Source organism: Actinoplanes sp. 13 (assembly GCF_056134165.1).
In genome coordinates this window covers 73,292-95,773 of record NZ_JBVYOQ010000024.1, presented here as the reverse complement: position 1 = coordinate 95,773, position 22,482 = coordinate 73,292, and the positions used below count along the sequence as shown (strand labels likewise).

Below are 22,482 nucleotides of genomic sequence, written 5' to 3'. Positions count from 1 at the left end.
CCGCTTTCTCCCTGCGTTCGTGCTATTCCCCGGGGACAAGATCCGGGCGTCCTGCTAGGGAAAGGCACGACATGAGGGCAATCTCGCGAGCCAGAACCAGAGTGGTCGCCGCGGCGGCCGTCACGGCCGGACTGATCGCCGCGGTGGCGTTCACGAACTTCGCCGCGGCCGACGTGCCGCCCGCCACCGGCGAGCAGGTCGTCACCGAGACGATCGAGGTCAGCGGTGTCTTCGACGGTGCGAACCAGCGCTTCGTCGGCGGCGGTGACCTCGGTGGCGGCGGTCAGGGCGAGGGACAGGACCCGCTGTTCCGGCTGGCCGCCGGGGCGACGCTGCGCAACGTGATCCTGGGCAGCCCGGCGGCGGACGGCGTGCACTGCGCCGGCAGCTGCACGCTGAGCGCGGTGCACTGGGAGGACGTCGGCGAGGATGCCGCCACCTTCCGCGGCACGAACGCGACCGTGGTGATCGAGAACGGCAGCGCCGCCGCGGCCGACGACAAGGTCTTCCAGGACAACCGCGGCGCCGGCGGCTCGGTGACCATCCGGAATTTCGAGGTCTCCGACTTCGGCAAGCTGTACCGCTCGTGCGGAAACTGCTCGACGCAGGCCGCCCGCACGGTGACGATGCGGGACATCGTCGCCACCGCGCCGGGCGACACCCTGGCCGGGATCAACGTCAACCTGGGCGACCGGCTGACGATCGACGGAGTCACCCTGGCCGGCGGCGAGATCGGGCTGTGCGACCTGTTCGAGGGCAACGACACCGGCGACGAGCCCACCAAGATCGGCGAGGGCCCGGACGGTACGAGCTGTGTCGCGACCGGGGTGAGTGGCCCCTAGGCTCCGGTCATCGCGGGCCCGGGGCGGGTGACTGCTCCGGGCTCCGCGCACGGGGCGCTGACCTGCGCCGCCGGGTCCACCGGCACGTCCAGCTCGGCTTCCGCGGCGTCCCGCCCGAGGAACGGCGCCATCATGAAGTAACTCAGCACCGGCAGCCGCTCCGGCAGCTCACCGACCCGGCCGGCGGAGACGTAGCGGTAGATCGTCGCGTACACGCCGCCGACCACCGCGCCGATCAGGTCGCCGGGGAGCCCCTGGTCACCGGGCCGGGGCGCGTCGGCGAAGAACCGGGCGAACCGGCCGAGCAGCTCCTCGCGCTCCTGCCGGGCGAGCGGACCGGCCGCGTCGATCTCGACGATCGCCATGGCGGCGAAGGCGGGCACCCCGGCCAGCACGTCCAGCAGCACGCCGAGCGCGGCCCGGGCGCCGGCCCGCCAGTCGGGCGCCTCCGCGTACGCCCGGTCCATCAGCTTCATCAGCACCCCGGTGCCGTGCCGGTAGGTCGCCAGGAAGGCGTCCTCCTTGCCGGCGAACAGCGCGTAGAACGCCGGCCGGGTCACCCCCGCGGCGGTGCAGATGTCGGTCACCCGGGCGTTGGCGTACCCCTTCTCGGCCACCGTGTGCACGAGCGCGTCGAAGAGCCGTTCCCGCTGCGTGGCTGCCACCACCTCGGCGGGGACCTGCCGCGGCCCACGCTTGATCGCACGCGCCGGGTCCCGGCCGGCCCGGGCGCCGGGCAGCGGCACGGAATGATCGTCGGCAGCGTGAGCCGGACTCGTCATCGTCATCCTCGATGTCCTGACACGTCGATCGGCCGGGTACACCCAGTATCGCCCCGGACCCGCGTCAGCACCCCCGCCCAGCGTGGTGACTTCGGGCGCGATACGCACCCGAAGTCACCACGACGGGTCAGGCGATGACCGCCTCGACCCGGACCACCGAACCGGCCGGAGCCGCCGGGATCAGGTTTCCGTCCACCTGCTCACCGTCCACCAGCAGGTGCGACACCCGGCCCCGTACCCCGGCCGGCTTGGTCACGGTGATCTCGTACGTGGCGCCCCGCCACGACCGGGTCGCCTCGAAACCGGTCCAGTCGGCGGGCAGCACCGGATCGACCCGCAGGCCGGTGAAGTCCGGCCGGACGCCGAGGATCCACTGGGTGATCGCGACGTAGTTCCACGCCGCCGTCCCGGACAGCCACGAGTTCTTCGCCTCGCCGTGGGTCGGCGCGTCCTTGCCCGCGATCATCTGCGCGTAGACGTACGGCTCGCAGCGGTGCACCTCGCTGATCGTCTCCCGCGCCGACGGGTTGAGCCGCCGGTAGTAGTCGAAGGCGCGGTCGCCGTTGCCCACGATCGTCTCGGCGATCATGATCCACGGGTTGGTGTGGCAGAAGATGCCGGCGTTCTCCTTGTACCCCGGCGGGTACGACGAGATCTCCCCCAGCTCGATCCGGTACCCCGAGTAGGCCGGCTGCTGGAGCACGATGCCGTGCGGGGTGGCGAGCCGGGCCGCCACGCTGTCCAGCGCCTTCTGCGCGAGGCCGTCCTCGATGCCGACGCCACCGAGGATGCACATCCCCTGCGGCTCGATGAAGATCTGCCCCTCGTCGTTCTCGCCCGAGCCGACCACGTGACCGAAGAAGTCGTACGCCCGGCGGAACCAGGCGCCGTCCCACCCGTGCTCGGCGATGCTGCCCGCCATCTTCTCCGCGGCGGCGCGGTAGACGACCTCTTCACCGTCCTTGCCGAGGATCGCCGCGAGCGCGGCCAGTTCCTTGGCCGCGAGCACGAACTGACCGGCGATGAAGACCGACTCGGCCGCCCCGCCGCTCGCGTTCTCGGTGGTCTGGAACGGCTCGCCCGGGGTGTCGGAGAAGCAGTTCAGGTTGAGGCAGTCGTTCCAGTCGGCACGTCCGATCAGCGGCAGGCCGTGCGGGCCGAGCCGGTCCAGGGTGTACCGCAGTGAGCGGCGCAGGTGCTCGTAGAGCGGGACCTCGCTGCCCTCGGCGTTGTCGAACGGCACCGGCTCGTCGAGCAGCGCCAGGTCGCCGGTCTCCTTCACATAGGCGACCACGCCGAGGATCAGCCACAGCGGGTCGTCGTTGAAGCCCTCCCCGATGTCGTTGTTCCCGCGCTTGGTCAACGGCTGGTACTGGTGGTACGCGCCGCCGGTCTCCTTCTGGGTCGCGGCGATGTCCAGGATCCGTTCCCGGGCCCGTTCCGGGATCATGTGCACGAAGCCGAGCAGATCCTGGTTGGAGTCCCGGAAGCCCATGCCCCGGCCGATCCCGGACTCGTAGAACGAGGTGGACCGGCTCATGTTGAACGTGACGAGGTTCTGGTACGCGTTCCAGACGTTCACCATCCGGTCGGTGTCGCCGTCCGGCGTCCGCACCCGGAGCCCGCCCAGCAACCCGTCCCAGTACGCGCGGAGTTCCGCGTACCCCTGTTCCACCGTCTCGGGCCGCAGCCAGCGGTCGATGACCGGCCGGACCCGGGTCTTGTTGATCGTCTGCGAGCCCGGCGGGTCGAACTTGGCGTCCTGGGGGTTCTCCGCGTACCCGAGCACGAAGATCACCTCGCGGGTCTCGCCCGGATCGAGCGCCACCTTCACGTGGTGGCTGCCCACCGGCTGCCAGCCGTGCGCGATCGAGTCGCCCGACGAGCCCCGCTCCACCGCGGCCGGCCGGTCCCAGCCGCGGTAGGGCCCGAGGAAGGCCTCACGCTGGGTGTCGAACCCGGCGAGCGGCGCCGAGCAGGCGAAGTAGGCGAAGTGGTCGCGGCGCTCCCGGTACTCCGTCTTGTGGTAGATCACCTCGTCGACGACCTCGACCTGACCGGTGCTGTAGTTGCGCTGGTAGTTCGTCGCGTCGTCCTGCGCGTCCCACAGGCAGAACTCGATCGAGGAGAACAGCGACAGCTCGGCCGGGGTGTCCCGGTGGTTGGTGACCCGGACCCGCCAGACCTCGAGCGTCTCCCCCAGCGGCACGTAGTACAGCGTCTCGGCGGCGATCCCGCCACGCTGCGACGCGATCTTCGTGTAGGACATGCCGTGCCGCGCCTCGTAGGAGTCGAGCTCCTTCTCCGGGGTCGGCTGCCAGGTCGGCGACCAGTAGTCGCCGGTGGCGTCGTCACGCACATAGACGTAACGCCCGCCCAGGTCGAGTGGGGCGTTGTTGTAGCGGTACCGGGTCAGCCGGCGCAGCCGGGCGTCACGGTAGAACGAGTAGCCACCCCCGGTGTTGGAGACGATGCCGAAATAGGCCTCGGTGCCGAGGTAATTGATCCACGGCAGCGGAGTGTCCGGCCGTTCGATCACGTACTCGCGCTGATCGTCGTCGAAATGCCCGTAGCGCAAAAGGTCCTCCCCGGTGGCGGGTAGGCCGTTCGGCACCTTGCCGCCCGGCAGAGGGAAGCGCGCGACGGAAAAGCTCCGTGGAGAGCTTATGGGAGCGCTCCCATCGATGAAACATTTTACCGGTCGGACACGTCTGCGGAACCCATCAGCGACCCGAAACTTTCGAACACCCCGCGGAAAGCTTCCGCCGGGCGGTGCTCCTTCTTTCTTTACACACACTTTCTGGTACGCCCACGCCAGGTCCCCACCAGTCGCAGCGACCTCTCTGCAACACCGGCCTTTGCCGCCCCCGCCGGGCGGAGCTGCCCACTCCAGCGTGTGAAGTTGAGGTGCGAACGCGACCCCAACTTCACACACTCGCCCGCCCCAACCCAGCGTGTGAAGTTGAGGTGCGAACGCGACCCCAACTTCACACACTGGGGTTAGGGGGACCAGGGGGCGACGACGTTCCAGCTGCTGTCGGCGGAGAGGGTGAGCGGACGGTCGAAGCCGCTCCCGGCGCCGGCCGCGATCCACGCCTGGGAGTCGTAGTGGCGCAGGTAGCTGCCCGGGAAGTTGATCGACTCGAACGTCACCCCGGCACCGCCGACACCCGGCCGGGCGCAGAAGGTGGCGTCGCCGGCGAAGAGCGCCGATCCGTCGTTCGCGGCCAGGCGGATCCGGCTGGCCGCGTGCCGCAGGTACTGCCCCGGCACGTTGACCGACTCGAACGAGTAGCAGGACGAGTCGGCCAGTCCCCGCCGCAGGACGAAGGTGGCGTCGTTCTTGAGCAGCGCGGCACTGGACCCGTTGACCACCTCGGTCCAGCCGAGGCTGTCCGCGTGCCGCAGGTGACGATCGGTGTAACCCCACGTGGTGACCTGCAGTGAGCGCCGCACGTCGAACGGGAGGATCACCGAGCTGCGCCACTGCGCCGGGTCGGCGACGTCCCAGGTGGCGTCCGCCGCGAACGAGCCGCCCGTGTTCGCGTCGAGGCGTACCTGCTCACCCGCGTGCCGCAGGTACCGGCCCGGGAAGTTCGCCGACTCGAACGAGGTGCCGCCGGCGGCCAGGCCGGGACGGGCGCACCAGGTGGCGTCCGCGGCGAACGACCCACCGGTGTCCGCGTCGAGCCGGACCACACCGGCGGCGTGCCGCAGGTAGCGGCCCGGCAGGTTGACCGACTCGAAGCTGTAGCAGCGCGGGTCGGAGAGGCCGGCCACGGTGCGGAACGAGGCGTCCTGGCGCGCGCCGTCCCCGCTGATCACGTCGGTGCGCGCCAGCGAGTTGGCGTGCCGCAGGTGCCGGTCGGTGTAGCCGGGCGTGGTCACCTGGAAGGATCGGACGTGACCGAGGGTGAGCGGCACTGCGGCGTTCTGGTTCTTCGACGCGCGGATCAGGTTGGTCAGCGCGGTGCGGACCTGATTGGTGTCGACCTTTTGGATGCGCCGGTCGTAGGTGAACAGGCCGTTGTACTCGCCCTCCACGTCGGTGATCTCGGTGTAGACGAAGCCGGACAGCCCCTTGGTGGTCATCAGCTTCTGCGAGTCACGGAGCATGCCGGTGAACCGGTCGTTGAGGTGCGCGGCGCTGGACATCTGCTCGTACGCGAAGAACTGCCCGTTCGGGCTGTACTCGTGGCCGGGCGTGCGCAGCCCCAGGCCGCCGAACTCACCCAGGATCGAGACCCGGGTGGCGCTCGGGTTGGGTGCGTCCGGTCCGGTGTAGACGTGCCAGTCGATCATCTCGCCGGTGCCGGGGTCGCCCTTGGAGGCGCAGCAGTTGAAGCCGCTGTGCGCGTTCATCAGGCGGGTCGGGTCGTAACTCTTGAGGCTGCGGGTGACCCGCTGGGTCTCGGCGAGGCTCCACTCGCCCCACCCCTCGTTGAACGGCACATAGGTGACCACCGAGGGGAACGCCCGGTGCTCGTCGATGATCTCGCGGGCCTCGGTCTCGAACTGGGCGATCTGCGCGGCGCTCTTGGTGTCGTCGCCGCCGGACGGGATGTCCTGCCAGACCAGCAGGCCGAGGCGGTCGGCGTGGTAGTACCAGCGGGCGGGCTCCACCTTGATGTGCTTGCGGACCATGTTGAAGCCCAGGTCCTTGTGCTTCTGCAGGTCGAAGGCGAGGGCCGCGTCGGTGGGCGCGGTGTAGACGCCGTCCGGCCAGAAGCCCTGGTCCAGGGTGCCGGCGTGGAAGACGAACTCCCCGTTGAGGGTGGGCCGCAGCACGCCGTTGACCATTTTGGTGCCCACCTCGCGCATGCCGAAATAGCTAGTCACCGCATCGATCGTGGTCCCGCCGGCGTTGCGCAGGCTGACCCGCAGGTTGTAGAGGAACGGGTCGTCGGGCGACCAGCGCCGCGCGTTCGGCACCGGGACGGTGAACTCGGTGAAGGCGCCGGTGGCGGAGCCGACGACCGTGGTGCCGTTCAGCGCCTCGGCGAGGACACTGTGACCGCTCACGTTCCCGCGCGTGAAGACCCGTACCCTCGCGGTGTTGTCGGTGATGTTGGGGTACACGTCGACCGAGTAGATCGACGAGGCCGGGGTCGGCTCCAGCCAGACGGTCTGCCAGATGCCCGACGTCGGGGTGTAGAAGATGCCGCCCGGGTTGTTGACCTGCTTGCCGGCCGGCTGTTCCTCGCCCCGGCCGTTCGTGGGGTCGTAGACGCGCACGACGATCTCGTTGGTGCCGCCGTTGAGCTGCGGGGTGATGTCCACCTCGAAGCGGTCGTAACCGCCACGGTGGGTGGTCACCTGCACGCCGTTGACCCAGACGGTGGCCTCGTAGTCGACCGCGCCGAAGTGCAGTTGCACCCGGCGGCCGGTCCAGCCGGACGGGACCGTGAAGGTGCGCCGGTAGAACATCAGGTCGCGGTTGTCGCTGCGCATGATCCCGGAGAGGGCGGACTCCACCGGGTACGGGACGAGGATCCGCTCCGGCAGTGTCTGCCCGATCGGCGGCGCCGCGTTGCGGTTGACGTTGCCGGCCGCGTCGGTGGCCGGGTTGAGGAACTGCCATTCGCCGTTGAGCGACTGCCAGTCCGGGCGGGTCATCTGCGGGCGCGGGTACTCCGGCAGCGGGTTCGTGGTGGAGACCTGGCTGGTCCAGGGGGTGGACAGCGGCGGGGTCTTGGGGACGACGGCAGCGGCGGGCGCGGTGACGGCGACGACGCCGGCCGAGGCGAGGGTCAGGACGGCGAGGGTACGGGCCAGCAGGAGGCGCATAGGACTCCTTCGAGGGGAACGGGTTTTCGCCGGAGGAAGCCGGCACAACCCCTCAGAGCTGAACAAACTCTGATCAGGGTTGAACACATTCACCCATCGACACCCATTACTGTCAAGAGGGTGTACTGAAGAGGCGGAACTCCGTACCTTTCGCCTGGAGCAGCAGGAACGTGGGCACCGTGCGAGTCCCGTCCGGCTCGAAACTGACCGGCCCGGACGCCACGGTGGTGTCGGTCGCCGCCAGCGCCTTGCGGATCGCCTCCCGGTCCAGGGAGCCGGCCCGCGCGACGGCGTCCAGCGCGACCTTCACCGCGTCGTAAGCCTCGACGGTGGACGGGCCGGGCGCGGAGCCGTACGCCTTCTCGTACCGGCCGGACCACTCGCTCAGGGCGGGCATGAACTCGGGGAAGATCAGTGCGGTGCCGTACACGTCCCGGGCCTCCTCAAGCGTGAGGCCGGACAGCAGCGGCCCGTCCGTCGCGCCGTCGCCGACCACGATCGGGCCGGTGAAGCCCTGCCCGCGCAGATCCTTGATCAGCTGGCTCGCCTCGGCGTAGTAACCGGTGAAATAGACGATGTCGGCCTTGCCGGCCAGCACCGCGTCGGCGATCCGGAAATAGTTGGGCGCGCCCTGGCTCAGCTTCAGGTTCGCGGTGACGGCCAGCTTCTTCGTGCGCTTCGCCGCGGTCGCCGTCGAATCGGCGAGAGTGATCGGGAAGCTGGTGCCGTCGTGCACCAGAGCCAGCCGGGTGCCGCCGAGCCGGGTCATCCAGTCGACGGCGAAGTCCGCCTCGGAGGTCACCGTGCCGCATATCAGGAAGACGCTGTCGTACTTCGGCGCCAGCAGGTCGGTCGAGTTTGCCTGGGCGATCACCATCGGCACGCCGGCGGTCCGGAAGATCTTGAGGGTGGGCACCACCGCGCTGCTGCAGTAACCACCGACCGAGACCGCGACGTCCTGCTTCACCACGCGCTGCGCCGCGGTGACCGCGGTGCCCGGGTCGCAGGCGTCGTCCTCGACGACCAGCTCCACCTGCCTGCCCAGCACTCCCCCGGCCGCGTTGGCCTCGGCGACCGCCAGCTTCGCGCCGTTCACCATCGACTCGCCGGAGTGACTGCTGCGACCGCTCAGCGGGACCAGCGACGCCAGGCGGACCGTCTCGGCCGGGGCGGACGACGGGGACGGAGTCTCCGGCTCGCCGGCGCCGCAGGCCGCCAGCAGGACGGTGGAGGCGACCGCGAACAGCAGCCGGCGGATACGCATGCCAGTCGTATCGGTCCGAAATCCGGCCAACTGAGCGGGTGTGCTTGATCCGGCCTGGTCCCTGCCGAAGACCAAGTTGTGACCAGGCGCATGCGGGGACCGAGCGTGGTGATGACCGCGTCGCTCGCGGGCGTCCTGCTGGCCCTGGCCGCGTACGTGATCCAGGGGACCCTGCACACCACCCGGGCCACCGAGACGCAGAGCCGGGCGCTCGCCGTCGACCTGCAGTTCAGCGAGGCGCGGATCGCCATCGCCATGCAGGAGGTCAACCTGCGGCACTACGAGGTTGAGCCGTCGGTCGCGGTGAAACAACGCTTCGACCGGGTCGCCCGGTCGGCGGACGACACGCTCACGGCGATCGCCGAGGGACCGGACCCGGCCGCCGCCCGCGACGCCCAGCGGCTGCTCGTCCAGCAGCGCTCCTACCGGGCGCTGGCCGAGCGGCTGATCGGGATGGTCGCCGACAGCGACCCGGACCAGGTGACGCTCGACCGGCTCGAGGTGACGCCGGCGTTCTACACGTTGCAGAACGACGTGGACGCGGTGTCCCGGGCGTACCACGAGGACGCCCAGCGGCAGGTGGCCGCGCTGCGCCGGACCCAGGTGCGGCTGCTGGCCGGCACGTCGGTGGGCTTCGGCGCCGGGCTGATCCTGGTCTCGATGATCCTGAAGATGGCGCTCGGCTATCAGCGCCGGCTCGTCGACCACGCCGAACGCAGCCGGCACCTGTCCCTGCACGACCCGCTCACCGGGCTGCCCAACCGCGCGCTGTTCACCCGCCGCCTCGACGACGCGCTCGCCGCCGCCGCGACGGACGGGCACGAGATCGCGGTCATGGTGATCGACCTGGACGGGTTCAAGGCGGTCAACGACACCCTCGGCCACCACGCGGGTGACCAGGTGCTGGTGTCGGCGGGACAGCGCCTGACCGCGGCCGCCGCCACCGTCGACGGCGACGCCCTGGTGGCCCGGCTCGGCGGCGACGAGTTCGCGGCCCTGGTCCCGGTGGCACTCGACCGGGCGGCCGTCCGGCAGCTCGGTGAACAGCTGGTCGCCGAGCTGCGGCGCGACTTCGAGCCGGACGGCGCCACGGCGGCGATCGGCGGGAGCCTGGGCATCGCCTACGGGCCGGCGTCCGGCACCGGCGACGAGCTGTTCCGGCACGCGGACGCCGCGATGTACCGGGCCAAGGGCAACGGCGGCGGCGTCTCGGTCTATGACGCGGACGCCGACGAAGCCCTGCCCCAAGAACGCCTCCAGCTCTTCGGTGACCTGCGCGGGCTGCTCGACAGCGGGGACCCGGGCGGGCAGCTGCTGATGCACTACCAGCCGCAGGTGAGCCTCGCCGACGGGCGGGTCACCTCGGTGGAGGCCCTGGTCCGGTGGCAGCACCCGCGGCTCGGGCTGCTCGCGCCCGCGGCCTTTCTGCCGGCCGCCGAACGGGGCGGCCTGGAGGTCCGGCTGACCTATCATCTGCTCGGGCTGGGCGTACGCCAGGCAGCGGGGTGGCTCGCCGAGGGCTGGCCGTGCCGGGTGTCGGTCAACGTGTCACCCGGCGTGCTGACCGACCCGGGGTTCGTCCCGCACGTGCTGGCCACCCTCGCCGAGGCGGAGCTCCCACCCGGCCTGCTGCGCCTCGAACTCACCGAGACCAGCATCATGGCGGATCCGGAACACGCCATCCGCGCCCTGCACCAGGTCTGCGACAAGGGCGTGAGCGTGTCGGTCGACGACTTCGGCACCGGGTTCAGCTCGCTGGCCCAGCTGCGGCGCCTCCCGGCCGGCGAATTGAAGATCGACCGGACGTTCGTCCGCGACCTCACCCCCGGCACCCCGGACGCGGTGATGGTCCGCAGCGCCATCGACCTCGGCCACAACCTAGGGCTGCGGGTGGTCGCCGAAGGGGTGGAGGACGTGGAGACCCTGCGCCGGCTGCGCGAGATGTCGTGCGACTACGCGCAAGGGTTCGCGCTGAGCCGCCCGGTGCCCGCCGAACGGCTGCGCGACGCGTGCGCGCAGGCCTCCTCGGTGGCGACCGCGGCGCTCGGGTCGTTGACCGGCGGCGGCATCTCGGATACGCACTAGGGATGACCGATCTCGCCTCGCTCGAGGCCGCCCGCCACCGGATCCGCGACACCTATCTCCGCCCGGCCGCCGAGCGGGCCCCCTCGACCGCCCGGGGGCTGCACCACACCGCGCTGATCAGCAGCGACGTCGAGGCGACCGTGCGGTTCTACCAGGATCTGCTCGGGTTCCCGCTCACCGAACTGATCGAGAACCGGGACTACCCGGGGTCGTCGCACTTCTTCTTCGACATCGGCAACGGCAACCTGCTGGCCTTCTTCGACCTGCCGGGGCTCGACCTCGGCCCGTACGCGGAGGTGCTGGGCGGCCTGCACCACATGGCCATCTCGGTCGACCCGGCGAAGTGGGAGGAGCTGGTGGGACGGCTCGCCGAGGCCGGCGTCGAACACACCGTCCACAGCGGCGTCTCGGTCTACTTCCAGGACCCGGACGGCGCGCGCATCGAGTTGATCGCGGACCCGCTCGGCGAGATGTACGGCACCAAGGTCCTCTGACCCCGGCACGATCGTACGATCACAGCAACGGCATCCACACCCGCATGGTCGAAGGTCCCCGCTCAGCCCAGCCGTGATACGCGACCAGCGGGATCTCGCCCAGCTCAGCCGCGACCGGCCGCGGTGGTCGCGGCCCGTAAGGCCAGTCCGGGCCGGGGGTGGAGACCCGGCGGGCGCGGACCAGCACCCGGCCGTTCACCAGCGTCGGCGGATGGTCGCCGTCCACCCGGATCTCGTCCACGCTGTCCGTGCCCGGCACGTCGACCGACTCCAGCGCGTACACGATCGGGCCGCGCTCGACGGCGACGCAGCCGCGGATCGCGTCGATGCGCGGGTCGGGATGGGTGAACCGGGGCTTCATCGGCAGGCACAGGAGGATCTCGTCACCGCGCTGCCAGCGGCGGCGCTCGGTGACGTAGCCGGGCCCGACCTCCCAGGTGTGACCACCCACCGTGAGCGTCGCGCCGTCGCCGGCCCAGGCGGGGACGCGCAGGGTGAGCGACCAGGGTCCGTCCGGCGGGTCCTCGACGCGGACCCGGATCTCACCGTCGGCGGGGTACCGGGTGGTGACGGTGACGCGGCCGGCGACGGTGCCGGGCACGTACTGGTGGATCTGCAGGCCGTCGTCGTCCTCGGTGGCGAGGTAACCGGCGAGGCTGGCGACCGTGCGCGCGACGTTCGTGGGGCAGCAGGAGACCTCGAACCAGGGTGCGCGGACCGTCGCGGTGGGGCGGGGATGCGGGCGGTCCGGGTCGGGCCGGGCGCCGATCTCCCGGCGGTGCAGCGTGTTGGCGTAGAAGAAGGACCGGCCGTCGGCGGCCGGCGACGTGGCGATCACGTTGAACAGGGTCCGCTCGATCAGGTCCGCGCAGGCCGGGTCGCCGTGGGCGAGCAGCAGCCGCCAGGCCACCATGACCGAGCCGACCGCGGCGCAGGTCTCCGAGTACGCCCGGTCCGGCGGCAGCGCCCAGTCCTCGCCGAAAGCCTCGTCCTGATGCCGGGAGCCGAGCCCGCCGGTCAGATAGACCCGCCGGGCCACGGTTCGGCGCCACTGCCGGGTCACCGCGTCGAGCAGCTCGCCGTCGCCGGTCTCGTCGGCCAGGTCGACCGCGCCGGCGGCCAGATAGACAGCCCGGACCGCGTGCCCGCGGAACACCGGCGCCTGGCGGATCGGCATGTCGTCCTGGTAGTACTCCCGGCCGAACTCGATGTCGGGCAGCACGTGCGTGCCGCGCCGCTCCAGGAACAGCCGCGCCTGGTCGAGGTAGCGGCTGTCGCCGGTGACCCGGGAGAACTCGACGAGCGCCGCCTCGATCACCGGATGGCCGTCGACGGACTGGATCCCGTCGTCGCCGAAGGTGGCACAGACCAGGTCCGCGGCGCGGCGGGCGACCTGGACGAGGAGGTCACCGGGGTGGCCGGTGCGGGCCCGCGCGACGGCGGCCTGGATCAGGTGGCCGAGGCAGTACAGCTCGTGGCCCCAGGTCAGGTCGGACCAGCGGGGCGGCTGGCCGGGCCGGCCGAACCGGGTGTTGAGGTAACCGTCGTCCTGCTGGGCGGCCGCCACCTCGGCGACTGTCCTGTCGTAGCGGTCCTGCAGGCCGGGATCCGGGGCGCGGCCCAGCTCCCAGGCCAGTGCCTCCAGGAACTTGTAGACCTCGCTGTCCGAGAACTCACGGCCCCGGCGGGCGGCGGGCCCGGCCGCGAAGTTGCCGAGCCAGCCGGCGCGGTCCAGCCAGTGGGCGATGTGCGGCAGGATGGCGCTCCGGTTGCGTTCCTGCAGTTCGGCCCAGAAGCCGCCGGTGATGGTCGCGGACACCGGGCGCAGCTGGGCCCGGCTCGGCTGCACTGGTCCGAACATGGTCATCCTTTGCGGGCGGGTCAACCTTTGCGGGCGGGTCATCCTTTGAGGGCGCCGGACATGAAGCCGCGGATGTACTGGCGTTGCAGCGCCAGGAACAGCACGATGCAGGGCAGCGCGAGCACGACCACGCCGGCTTCGGTGGCGCCGTAATCGATGATGCCCATCACCTGCTGGCGGAGGTTGGCGACGGCGAGCGGCAGGGGCGCCTTGTCAGCGTCGCTGATCAGGACCAGCGGCGTGATGAAATCGTTCCACGCGGCGAGGAAGGCGAACAGCCCGACCGTGATCAGGCCGGGCCGGACCGCGGGCAGCATCACGGAGAGCAGGGCGCGCACCGAGCCGCAGCCGTCGACGAGCGCGGCCTCCTCCAGCTCGGCGGGCACCGCCTCGAACGAGATCCGCATCATGAACGTGGCGAACGGCAGCTGGAACATGGTCAGCACGAACGCCAGGCCGACCAGGGAGTTCTGCAGGCCGAGCTGGTTGAGCAGGACGTAGAGCGGGATGAGCAGCGTCGCGTACGGCACCATCAGGATGGCGAGCGTGACCAGGAACAGCAGGTTCTTGCCGGGGAAGCTGAAGCGGGCGAACGCGTACCCGCCGAGCAGCGACACGGACACCGTGCAGACGACGGTGAGGCCGGAGACGACCAGGCTGTTCATCAGGTACACGCCGATGCCGGCCTGGTAATCAGCGAGCGTGGCGTAGTTGGCGAAGCCCCAGCCGTCGGTCTGCGCGGTGCCGCCCTGCGGGGAGACCGAGGCGAGCGCGGCCCACACCAGCGGGAAGAGGAACAGCACCGCGAGCGCGCCGGTGAACACGTAGTAGGGCATCCGCCGCATCAGGTCTCCTTGCCGCGCAGCCAGCGGAACTGCCCGATGTTGAGCACGAGCAGCGCGGCCAGCACGAGGATCGAGAGGGCAGCCGCGACCCCGAGGTTGTTCCCGCCGGCGAACGCGGCGTTGTAGATCAGCTGGACGATGGTGACCGTGCTGTTGTCCGGGCCGCCCTTGGTGAGGATGTAGAACTGGTCGAAGGCGAGCAGCGAGCCGGTGACGCAGAGGATCGTGCACAGCGCCAGCGACGAGCGCAGCAGCGGCAGCGTGATCGACACGAACGCCCGCCACCGGCCGGCGCCGTCCATCTCGGCCGCCTCGTAGACGTCGCCCGAGATGCCCTGCAACGCGACCAGCAGCAGGAGCATGTAGAACCCGGCGAACCGCCAGACGATCAGCGCGACCGTGGACCAGAGCGCACGGGTCGGCGTGCCGAGGAACGAGTCGATCCCGAGGAAGCCGAGCGGGCTGCTCTGCGGCGAGTAGAGCGCGTAGAACAGCAGCGACGCGCTCGCCAGGCCGAGGGCGCTGGGCACCAGGATCGCGGTGCGCAGGAACGCCGACCATCGGGTCGACTCCTGGACGAGCAGGGCCAGGCCGAGCGCGAGGCCGATCAGGATGACCGTGGTGATCGCCGTGTACTTGACGGTGAACCACACCGCGGGCCAGAACAGGCGCTGGTCGAGGGCGTCGGTGAAGTTCTCCGGGACGTTCAGGCCGCGGTTGCCGGCGAACAGGCCCCAGTCCGACACCGACATCCGGGTGACCAGCAGGATCGGGAACGCGAAGAAGACCAGGACGAACAGCGCGGTGGGTGACGCGTACGCCCAGCCGGTGAGCGCCCGCCGCCGGCGCCGGCGTGGAGTCGGAGCCGTCTCCGATGGCGCCGGGGGCGACTCCCGCAAGGTCGCCGTCACCGGCCGAGGACTTCGGTGATCGCGGCGTTGCCGGCGGCGGGATCGGTGCCGCCGGAGAAGACCTGGTCGCGGAAGAGGGTCACCCAGGGGCTGCCCGCCGCGTTGAAGGCCTGCTGGAAGTTCTTCGCGACCGGCGTCCTGCTGGCCGGCCCGGCCGCCACCTCGTTGACGGCCAGCACCCGCGGGTCCTTGCGGGAGTATCCGTTGTCGGCGAGGTCGGCGCGGGACACCACGCTGTTGTTCGCCGCCAGCACACCCACCTGGGCCGGTTCGGACATCATCCAGGACAGGAAGTTCCACGCCTGTGGGGTGTGCTGTGAGTCCTTCGAGATGCCGATGCCGTCGCCGCCGACGAAGGTGGACGCCCCACCGTCGACGCCGGGCAGGGCCGCGACACCTGTCCGCACGGTCTTGTCGGCCGTCTGGAGCAGCGTCGCCGGGTACGGCATCACGCCGATCCGGCCCTCCTGGAAGCCGGCCACCCAGGTCGCGCCGGTCTCGTCCCGGCTGGCCGGGTCGACCGCGCCGGCGCGCCACAGGTCACGCCAGGTCGCGTAGACCTCCTTGGCGGCGGCGCCGGCCAGCAGCGACTCGGTCCCGTCGGCGTTCAGGACCTCCTCGCCGGAGGCCCAGATCATCGGGAACCAGGTGAAGACGCCACAGCCGCCGCAGTTGCCGCCGAAGGCCGTACCGTAGGTGTCCTTCTTCCCCAGCTTGTGGATCTTCAGGGCGTGGTCCTCGAACTCCGCCAGGGTCGCCGGCCCTTTCTCGGGGTCCAGGCCCGCCTCGCGATAGAGGTCCTTGTTCCAGAACATCACGGACAGGTCCAGCACGAACGGCAGGACGTACTTCTTCCCGGCGAGCGTGCCCGCGTCCAGGTGCCCCTTGTTGATCTGGCCGACGTACGGCAGTGCGTCGATCTGCTGCGAGAGGTCGGCGAACAGGCCGGCGTCCGTCCAGTTCGGCACATAGACGATGTCGGCCGCGAACAGGTCCGGCAGATCGCCGCTGCCGGCCGCCGCGCCGACCCGGGAGACGTAGTCGTCGTTGGGCGTGATGGTCAGCTCGACCTGGTTCCGGTGGCTCTTGTTGTACGCCTCGACGAGCAGCTCCGCCTGCGCCTCGAGCGGGGCCCGGGTCCACAGGCTCAGCTCGGTGCCGTCGTCGACGCCCTCGACACCGCCGGCGCCGACGGCGCCGCCGTCTTCCTCGGCGCCGCCGCCGCAGGCCGCGAGCCCGGCCGTGAGGACGGCGGCCACGGCGGCAGCGAGCAGGCGTCGGGTTCCGGTCATCGGAGTCTCCTTCCGAAAACGCTTTCCGAACGTAACCCGCGTCACAACAGTGGTCAATAGTCGCGAAGGCGCTACCGTGTGTATCTGTGACGTCGGCTGCACCGCACCCATCAGGCCAACCGGCCACCCTGCACGACGTGGCCCGCCTGGCCGGGGTCTCGATCGCGACCGCTTCCAAGGCGCTCAACGGCCGAAAACACGTTTCCGCCGCGACCCGCGCCGAGGTGCTGAAGGCCGCCGACCTGCTCGCCTACTCCCCCAACACGCTCGCGCGGGGCCTGGTCGCCGGCCGCACCGGCATGGTCGGGCTGCTCACGTCCGACCTCGAGGGCCGGCTGTCGATCCCGATCCTGATGGGCGCCGAGGACGCCTTCGGGGCCGACCGGACCAGCGTGCTGCTCTGCGACGCGCGCGGCGACGCGATCCGAGAGGGTCATCATCTTCGGACACTGCTGAGCCGGCGGGTCGACGGGCTGATCGTCGTCGGCGCCCGCCCGGACCCGCGGCCCTCGATCGGGCGGGACCTGCCGGTGCCGGTCGTCTACGCGTACGCCCCGTCCGCCGATCCGGACGACCTCTCCCTGGTCAGCGACAACGTGTCGGCCGGGCGGACGGCGATCGCGCACCTCGCCGACCTCGGCCGCCGGCGGATCGCGCACATCACCGGCGACCCTTCGTACGGCGCGGCGCAGGACCGGGCCCGCGGTGCGCTCGCCGAGCTGGCCGACCGGGGACTACCGCTGGCCGGCGACCGGGTCCACTTCGGCGCGTGGTCCGAGGCCTGGGGCCGCAGCGCCACCCGCATGCTGCTCGGCCGGCGCACCGCGATCGACGCCGTCTTCGCCGGCTCGGACCAGATCGCCCGGGGTGTCATCGACGCGCTGCACGGCGAAGGGCTGGAGGTGCCGCGGGACGTCGCGGTGATCGGCTTCGACAACTGGGAGATCTTCGCGACCAGCTCGCGGCCGCCGCTGTCGAGCATCGACATGAACCTGGAGACGCTCGGCCGGGTGGCCGCCGAACGGCTGGCGGCTGCCTTCGACGGTACCCTCGGCTCCGGCGTCGAACGGCTGCCGTGCCGCCTGGTCCCGCGCGAGTCCACCGCGATCTAGATCCTCGTACGGCCCCGGCCCGCCACCTCTCCTACGCGGGGGTGAAGATCACTCGGGACCGCATCCGGCGGAAGCCGAGCCGTTCGAGATCGGCCACCACCGCGACCTGGTGAGCGTCCACGTCCGCCACCACCTCGTAGGCGCCCTGATCAGCGAGCGTCGCCACCGCGTCGGCGAGCAGGTCGCCGCGCACCGCCTCGTCCAGCACACCCAGATAGGCGATCATCGGATAGCACGCGTCACCGGTGGGACCGGCCAGCCCCACCGGCACGCCGCTGCGCGACGCCACCCGCCACGTCCCGTTGACCCAGCCCAGCGGCTCCCGGGCCAGGTCGATCCCGGCCACCACCCGGGCGGTCTCGGCCCCGGTCACCAGCTCCGGCTCGGCGATCCGGGCCACCAGGTCACGCACCTCCTCCGGGCCGCCGGCGGGCCGGAACGTGTACCGGCCGGAGGGCTCGGGCAGCGGGGTCCCGGTCCAGGTGAGCCGGAGGCGTTCACCCCGCTCGCGCAGGCCGGCGAGGCGGGCCGCCTCGATCGGCGCGGCGAGCGTGGCCGCGACGTCCGGCCGGCGGCGCCAGTGTGCCGGCGCGGCCGCGTAGTAGATCTTCGGCCCACCCATCGCCTCGTGCGCGGCGTGCAGCAGGGCGGCGCCGACCTCGGGGGCGGCGGTCAGCTCGAAGCGTTCCAGCCAGGGTTCACCCACGGCGCCGGGCGGCAGCAGCCAGGCGGCGCGGGCGACCACCCGGCCGTCGCTGATCGCCACCCAGGTGTGCTCGGGACGGAACCCACCGCCGGCGAGCCCGTCGGCGTAACTCACCTGCCGCAACTCGGGCAGCGGGTCGGGCATGGCTTCGAAGACGTGCTCCTCGCCCGCGGTGAGCGGACGGACGACTAGATCGGTCATGGCGGATCCTCCGGACAGGAGGCGCCCCTGTGGTCAGATCCGCGGGGACGCCGGGTCGCGGAGGGGGCGCAGAACATCGGACATTGTTCTGACCTCCTTCCAGCTCTCGACGGCGTGCGAGCAACTTATCACCGGCCGGACCGGCGCCGCCGCCCCGGACTGGAGCTGCCCGGATCAGAACAGCGCGGAATACGCGTTGAGCGCCGGCTGCCCACCCAGATGTGCGTAGAGGACCTTCGCGTCCCGGCCGATCTCGCCCCGGGACACCAGGTCGATCAGCCCGGCCATCGACTTGCCCTCGTAGACCGGGTCGGTGACCATGCCCTCGGTGCGGGCCGCCAGCTTCATCGCGTCCAGCGTGGACTCGTCCGGAATCCCGTACGTCCCGGCGTGGTACCGCTCGTCCAGGATGAAGTCTTCGGCAGTGAGGTCGCGTGCCCCGATCAGGCCGGCGGTGTTGCGGGCGATCCGCCCCACCTGGGCGAGGGTCTCCGCGGGCTTTGCCGAACCGTCGATCCCGATCACCCGCCGCGGCCGCCCACCGGCCGCCGCGAACCCCGCGATCATCCCGGCCTGGGTGCTGCCGGTCACCGAGCACACGATGATCGTGTCGAAGAAGACGCCCAGCTCACGCTCCTGCTCGATCACCTCGTAAGCCCAGTTCGCGAAACCGAGCCCGCCCAGCCGGTGATCACTGGCACCGGCCGGGATCGCGTACGGCACGCCGCCGCCGGCGACCACCGACGCGAGCGCCGCCTCCCAGCTCTCCTTGAAGCCGATCCCGAACCCGGCCCGGACCAGCCGCACGTCTGCCCCGGCCAGCCGGCTGATCAGGATGTTGCCGACCTTGTCGTAGACGCTGTCCGGCCAGTCCACCCAGCTCTCCTGCACCAGCACGCATTTCAGCCCGGTCGCGGCGGCCACCGCGGCCACCTGCCGGGTGTGGTTGGACTGCACCCCGCCGATCGACACCAGGGTGTCCGCGCCCTGCGCCAGGGCGTCGGCCACCAGGTACTCCAGCTTGCGGGTCTTGTTACCGCCGTACGCGATGCCGGAGTTGCAGTCCTCCCGCTTCGCCCAGATCTCCGCCCCGCCGAGGTGGCGGGTGAGCCGGTCGAGCCGGTGCACCGGGGACGGCCCGAACAGCAGCGGGTGGCGGGCGAAATCGGTGATCGGCATCAGAACTCCTCCAGGTTGACGCTGTGGTGCAGGTGGCCCCAGATCTCCGCGTTGATCGCGACCGCGCGGTCCGAGCGGGCCGCCAGGGCATTGATCAGGTCCTCGTGCAGGCGCACCGAGCGGGACGCCTGCGCCGAGGTGAACAGCAACCGTTCCGCTCGGCGTACCAATGGGGTGTATCGATCGACGGTGCCGGAGGCCGCGGCGTTGCCGTAAGCCAGCAGGGGGATCGCGTGCACCTCGTCGTCGGCGGCCAGGGCCGCCTCGACGTCACCCGCGGCGACGGCCGCGGCGAATCGGGCGTTGGCCTCGCGCATGCGTTCCACCTGGTCGGCGGTCAGGCTTGCGACGACATGGCGTACGGCCAGGTCGTGCATCGCCCCGAGCACGGCGGCCGCGTCCTCGACGTCCTTGGCGACCACCTCGGTGACCCGGGTGTAGCTCTGCGGTTTCGTCTCGACCAGGCCCTCGCTGGTCAGGCGGGCGATGGCGTCCCGGATCGGCGCGCGGGACAGGCCGAGCCGCTCGGCCAGCTCGTCCGGCCGCAGCGCCGCCCCGGGAGCGAGCGTGCCGTCGACGATCGCGCCCCGGATCCGCCCGTAGGCGGCGTCCCGCAGCAGATGCCGTCCAATGCTCTCCACACTGAAATGTTAGATACCAACAGCCCGTGATCGCAAGATCGGGTTTTCGGTCCGCCGAACAGCCCGGGTATTACCGTCGAAACCGTGACGCACCGGGCAGCGATCGTGACCCACCGGGACATCCGCGACGCGGTCGTCGGCCTGCTTCCCACCGCGGCCGCGCTGACCGCCGCGTCGTGGCTGCTCACCGGCCTCGACCTGGGCCCGTGGTGGGTCGGTCCCGCGGTCGCCGCCGTGGTCGCGGTCGCCGACGGCCTGACCCGGCCGGTGCTGCGACTGCTGGCCCGCTGGTGCGGCGCGGTCGCCGCCCTGATCCTCGGCGTGGCGGCCCAGATCCTCATCGTCGGCGTCGTCCTGATCGGCGCCCCGCAGGTGCGCGTCGACGGCTGGACGACGGTGCTCGCGACGTTCGGGGTCGTCGGTGTGGTGTCCGTGGTGGTGCACTGGGTGCTCGGCGTCAACGACAGCTCGTACCTCGTGGCTGACCTGCTCCGCCGCGCCCGACGGCAGGCCAAGTCGTCCCGCCGTGCCGCCACCCCGCGGTCCGCCGCTCCGGCCTTTACGTCCGGCGCTTCCGCCCTTCCGCCGCCCGCCGCTCCCGCCTTTGCGCCCGGCACCTCCACCGCTCCGTCCCCCACCGCTCCCGCCTTTGCGCCAGGCACCTCCACCGCTCCGCCCCCCACCGCTCCCGCCTTTGCGCCAGGCACCTCCACCGCTCCGCCCCCCACCGCTCCCGCCTTTGCGCCCGGCGCTTCCGCCGCTCCGCCGCCCGGCGTTCCCGCGGGTCTGGTGATCGTCCAGGTTGACGGCCTGCCTTATCCGCTGCTGCGGCACGGCATTCTCAGCGGCATCCTGCCCACGATCTCCCGCTGGATCCGTTCCGGCAGTCACGACGCCGTCGGCTGGTGGGCGCGGGTTCCGTCGACCACCCCGGCCAGCCAGGCCGGGCTGCTGCACGGCCGCACCGACGGCATCCCCGCGTTCCGGTGGTACGAGCGCGGCCTCGGCCGCCTGGTCGTCACCAACCGCCCCGCCGACGCCGAACTCATCGAGAAGCGCCTCTCCGACGGGCGGGGCCTGCTGGCCGACGGCGGCGTGAGCATCTCGAACATGTTCAGCGGCGACGCCACCACCGCGCTGATGGTGATGAGCCGGGCCGGGCGGCGCGGCGGCCTCGGCCCGGGCGGCGACTACCTGCGCTTCTTCGGCCGCCCGTTCATCCTGGTCCGCTCGCTGGTCCTGACCGTCGGCGAAATCGTCAAGGAGCTCTACCAGGCCCGGCAGCAGCGGATGCGCGGCATCGAACCCCGCATCAGCCGCCGCGGCGCGTACCCCCTGCTCCGCGGCCTCACCAACGTCCTGCTTCGCGACCTCAACGTCGCTCTGGTCGCCGAGCACATGATGCGCGGCGCGCCGGTGATCTTCGTAGATTTCGTCGACTACGACGAGATCGCCCACCACGCCGGCGTCGCCCGCCCCGAGTCGATGGACGCGCTGGCCGGCGTGGACCGCGTCCTCAACACCCTGGAACAGATCGCGGCCGCCGCCCCACGCGCGTACCGCTTCGTGGTCCTCTCCGACCACGGCCAGAGCCAGGGCCCCACCTTCCAGCAGCTCTCCGGCCGCACCCTGGAGGACGCCGTCCGCGCCCACCTGCACGTCCCGGCGCCGTCCACGCTCACCGCCACCGGCGACGTCGAGGGCTGGGGCCCGGTCAACGCACTGCTCGCCGACCTCCTCGGCACCGGCGGCGCGGTCGGCCGCTGGGCAGCACGCCGCTCCACCGGCCCCCGCGGCGGCATGCTGGTCGGCCCGCCGGACACCGCACCGGCCGGCAGCGGCCAGGACCTCGTCGTGGTCGGCTCCGGCAACCTCGGCCTGATCTGGTTCCCCCGCTTCGCCCGGGTCACCCTCGAAGACCTGCAGGAGCACTATCCCGGCCTGATCCCCGGACTGCTCACCGAACCCGGCATCGGCTTCCTGGTAGCCGCCAGCGCCCGCGGCCCGGTCGCGATCGGCGCCCACGGCGTCCACCTGCTGGCCGAAGGCGAGGTCCAGGGCGACGACCCGCTGGCCCCGTTCGGCCCCCGCGCCGCCGCCGACCTGCTACGGGTGGCACAGGCCGAGAACTGTCCCGACCTGTACGTCCACTCCACCCTGGACCAGAACACCGGCGAGGTGCACGCCTTCGAGGACCTGGTCGGCTGCCACGGCGGCCTGGGCGGCTGGCAGAATCAGGCGATCCTCGTGCACCCCCACGACTGGCCGATCGACGAGGACCTCCTCGACGGCGGCGAACTCTACGGAGCCGAGGCGGTGCACCAGCAACTGCGCCGCTGGCTGCACCGCACCGGCCTGCGCTGAGCCGCTGGCTGCTGGCCGCACCGCACGCACCCCCGGCACCGCCCACACCGCGCCACCCGCACCGCCGCACCGCCCGCACCGGCCGCACCGCGCCGCCGCACCGCCCGCACCGCGCC

Annotated in this window: 16 protein-coding genes; 5 read left to right on the top strand and 11 right to left on the bottom strand. The window is 71.4% G+C overall.

Features of this window, described 5'->3' with window-relative positions; translation table 11 throughout:
• Positions 1-71 precede the first annotated feature (71 nt).
• A complete protein-coding gene (locus AC0NH5_RS33245; protein WP_474410900.1) occupies positions 72-842 on the top strand; it encodes a pectate lyase in 771 nt (256 codons plus the stop codon).
• Here AC0NH5_RS33245 and AC0NH5_RS33240 read toward each other — a convergent pair.
• The 4 genes from AC0NH5_RS33240 to AC0NH5_RS33225 all read right to left on the bottom strand — a co-directional run bounded on the left by AC0NH5_RS33240 (position 839) and on the right by AC0NH5_RS33225 (position 8,675).
• Positions 839-1,624 (bottom strand): TetR/AcrR family transcriptional regulator, encoded by a 786-nt coding sequence (locus AC0NH5_RS33240; RefSeq protein ID WP_474410899.1) that lies wholly within the window; start codon positions 1,622-1,624, stop codon positions 839-841. The genes AC0NH5_RS33245 and AC0NH5_RS33240 overlap by 4 nt on opposite strands.
• 127 nt (positions 1,625-1,751) lie before the next feature.
• On the bottom strand, positions 1,752-4,202 hold the full coding sequence (locus AC0NH5_RS33235) for a glycoside hydrolase family 94 protein (RefSeq protein ID WP_474410898.1): 2,451 nt from the start codon (positions 4,200-4,202) through the stop codon (positions 1,752-1,754).
• 422 nt (positions 4,203-4,624) lie between these two features.
• Positions 4,625-7,411: an AbfB domain-containing protein gene (locus tag AC0NH5_RS33230; RefSeq protein ID WP_474410897.1), complete on the bottom strand. Its 2,787-nt coding sequence runs from the start codon at positions 7,409-7,411 to the stop codon at positions 4,625-4,627.
• Between the two features lie 112 nt (positions 7,412-7,523).
• A complete protein-coding gene (locus AC0NH5_RS33225) occupies positions 7,524-8,675 on the bottom strand; it encodes a branched-chain amino acid ABC transporter substrate-binding protein (protein WP_474410896.1) in 1,152 nt (383 codons plus the stop codon).
• Between the two features lie 90 nt (positions 8,676-8,765).
• Here AC0NH5_RS33225 and AC0NH5_RS33220 point away from each other — a divergent pair, with 90 nt between their 5' ends.
• A complete protein-coding gene (locus AC0NH5_RS33220; RefSeq protein ID WP_474410895.1) occupies positions 8,766-10,760 on the top strand; it encodes a putative bifunctional diguanylate cyclase/phosphodiesterase in 1,995 nt (664 codons plus the stop codon).
• 2 nt (positions 10,761-10,762) lie between these two features.
• Positions 10,763-11,254: a VOC family protein gene (locus AC0NH5_RS33215; protein WP_474410894.1), complete on the top strand. Its 492-nt coding sequence runs from the start codon at positions 10,763-10,765 to the stop codon at positions 11,252-11,254.
• Positions 11,255-11,273: 19 nt separating this feature from the next.
• On the opposite strand, the gene AC0NH5_RS33210 is transcribed toward AC0NH5_RS33215, so the two are convergent.
• From AC0NH5_RS33210 to AC0NH5_RS33195, 4 genes are read right to left on the bottom strand one after another with little or no spacing between them, the layout of a single operon-like run.
• Positions 11,274-13,115: a glycoside hydrolase family 127 protein gene (locus AC0NH5_RS33210; RefSeq protein ID WP_474410893.1), complete on the bottom strand. Its 1,842-nt coding sequence runs from the start codon at positions 13,113-13,115 to the stop codon at positions 11,274-11,276.
• 38 nt (positions 13,116-13,153) lie between these two features.
• Positions 13,154-13,960 (bottom strand): carbohydrate ABC transporter permease, encoded by an 807-nt coding sequence (locus AC0NH5_RS33205; RefSeq protein WP_474410892.1) that lies wholly within the window; start codon positions 13,958-13,960, stop codon positions 13,154-13,156.
• Positions 13,960-14,871, bottom strand: coding sequence for a carbohydrate ABC transporter permease (locus tag AC0NH5_RS33200; protein ID WP_474410891.1), 912 nt, complete (start codon positions 14,869-14,871; stop codon positions 13,960-13,962). The genes AC0NH5_RS33205 and AC0NH5_RS33200 overlap by 1 nt, the downstream gene beginning before the upstream one ends.
• Positions 14,868-16,163: an ABC transporter substrate-binding protein gene (locus AC0NH5_RS33195; protein ID WP_474410890.1), complete on the bottom strand. Its 1,296-nt coding sequence runs from the start codon at positions 16,161-16,163 to the stop codon at positions 14,868-14,870. The genes AC0NH5_RS33200 and AC0NH5_RS33195 overlap by 4 nt, the downstream gene beginning before the upstream one ends.
• Before the next feature lie 86 nt (positions 16,164-16,249).
• Here AC0NH5_RS33195 and AC0NH5_RS33190 point away from each other — a divergent pair, with 86 nt between their 5' ends.
• Positions 16,250-17,275 (top strand): LacI family DNA-binding transcriptional regulator, encoded by a 1,026-nt coding sequence (locus AC0NH5_RS33190; protein ID WP_474410889.1) that lies wholly within the window; start codon positions 16,250-16,252, stop codon positions 17,273-17,275.
• A gap of 31 nt (positions 17,276-17,306) precedes the next feature.
• Here AC0NH5_RS33190 and AC0NH5_RS33185 read toward each other — a convergent pair whose 3' ends face one another.
• From AC0NH5_RS33185 to AC0NH5_RS33175, 3 genes are all read right to left on the bottom strand, one after another.
• The gene (locus AC0NH5_RS33185) at positions 17,307-18,182 is read right to left on the bottom strand and encodes an acetyltransferase (RefSeq protein ID WP_474410888.1); all 876 of its coding nucleotides are present in this window, start codon (positions 18,180-18,182) and stop codon (positions 17,307-17,309) included.
• A 174-nt stretch (positions 18,183-18,356) separates the two neighbouring features.
• Entirely contained in the window at positions 18,357-19,361 is a 1,005-nt protein-coding gene (locus AC0NH5_RS33180; RefSeq protein WP_474410887.1) for a 1-aminocyclopropane-1-carboxylate deaminase, read from the bottom strand.
• Positions 19,361-20,002: a GntR family transcriptional regulator gene (locus AC0NH5_RS33175; protein WP_474410886.1), complete on the bottom strand. Its 642-nt coding sequence runs from the start codon at positions 20,000-20,002 to the stop codon at positions 19,361-19,363. Before AC0NH5_RS33175 ends, AC0NH5_RS33180 begins: the two co-directional genes overlap by 1 nt.
• Positions 20,003-20,086: 84 nt before the next feature.
• On the opposite strand from AC0NH5_RS33175, the gene AC0NH5_RS33170 reads away from it, so the two are divergent.
• Positions 20,087-22,366: an alkaline phosphatase family protein gene (locus tag AC0NH5_RS33170; RefSeq protein ID WP_474410885.1), complete on the top strand. Its 2,280-nt coding sequence runs from the start codon at positions 20,087-20,089 to the stop codon at positions 22,364-22,366.
• Positions 22,367-22,482 lie beyond the last annotated feature (116 nt).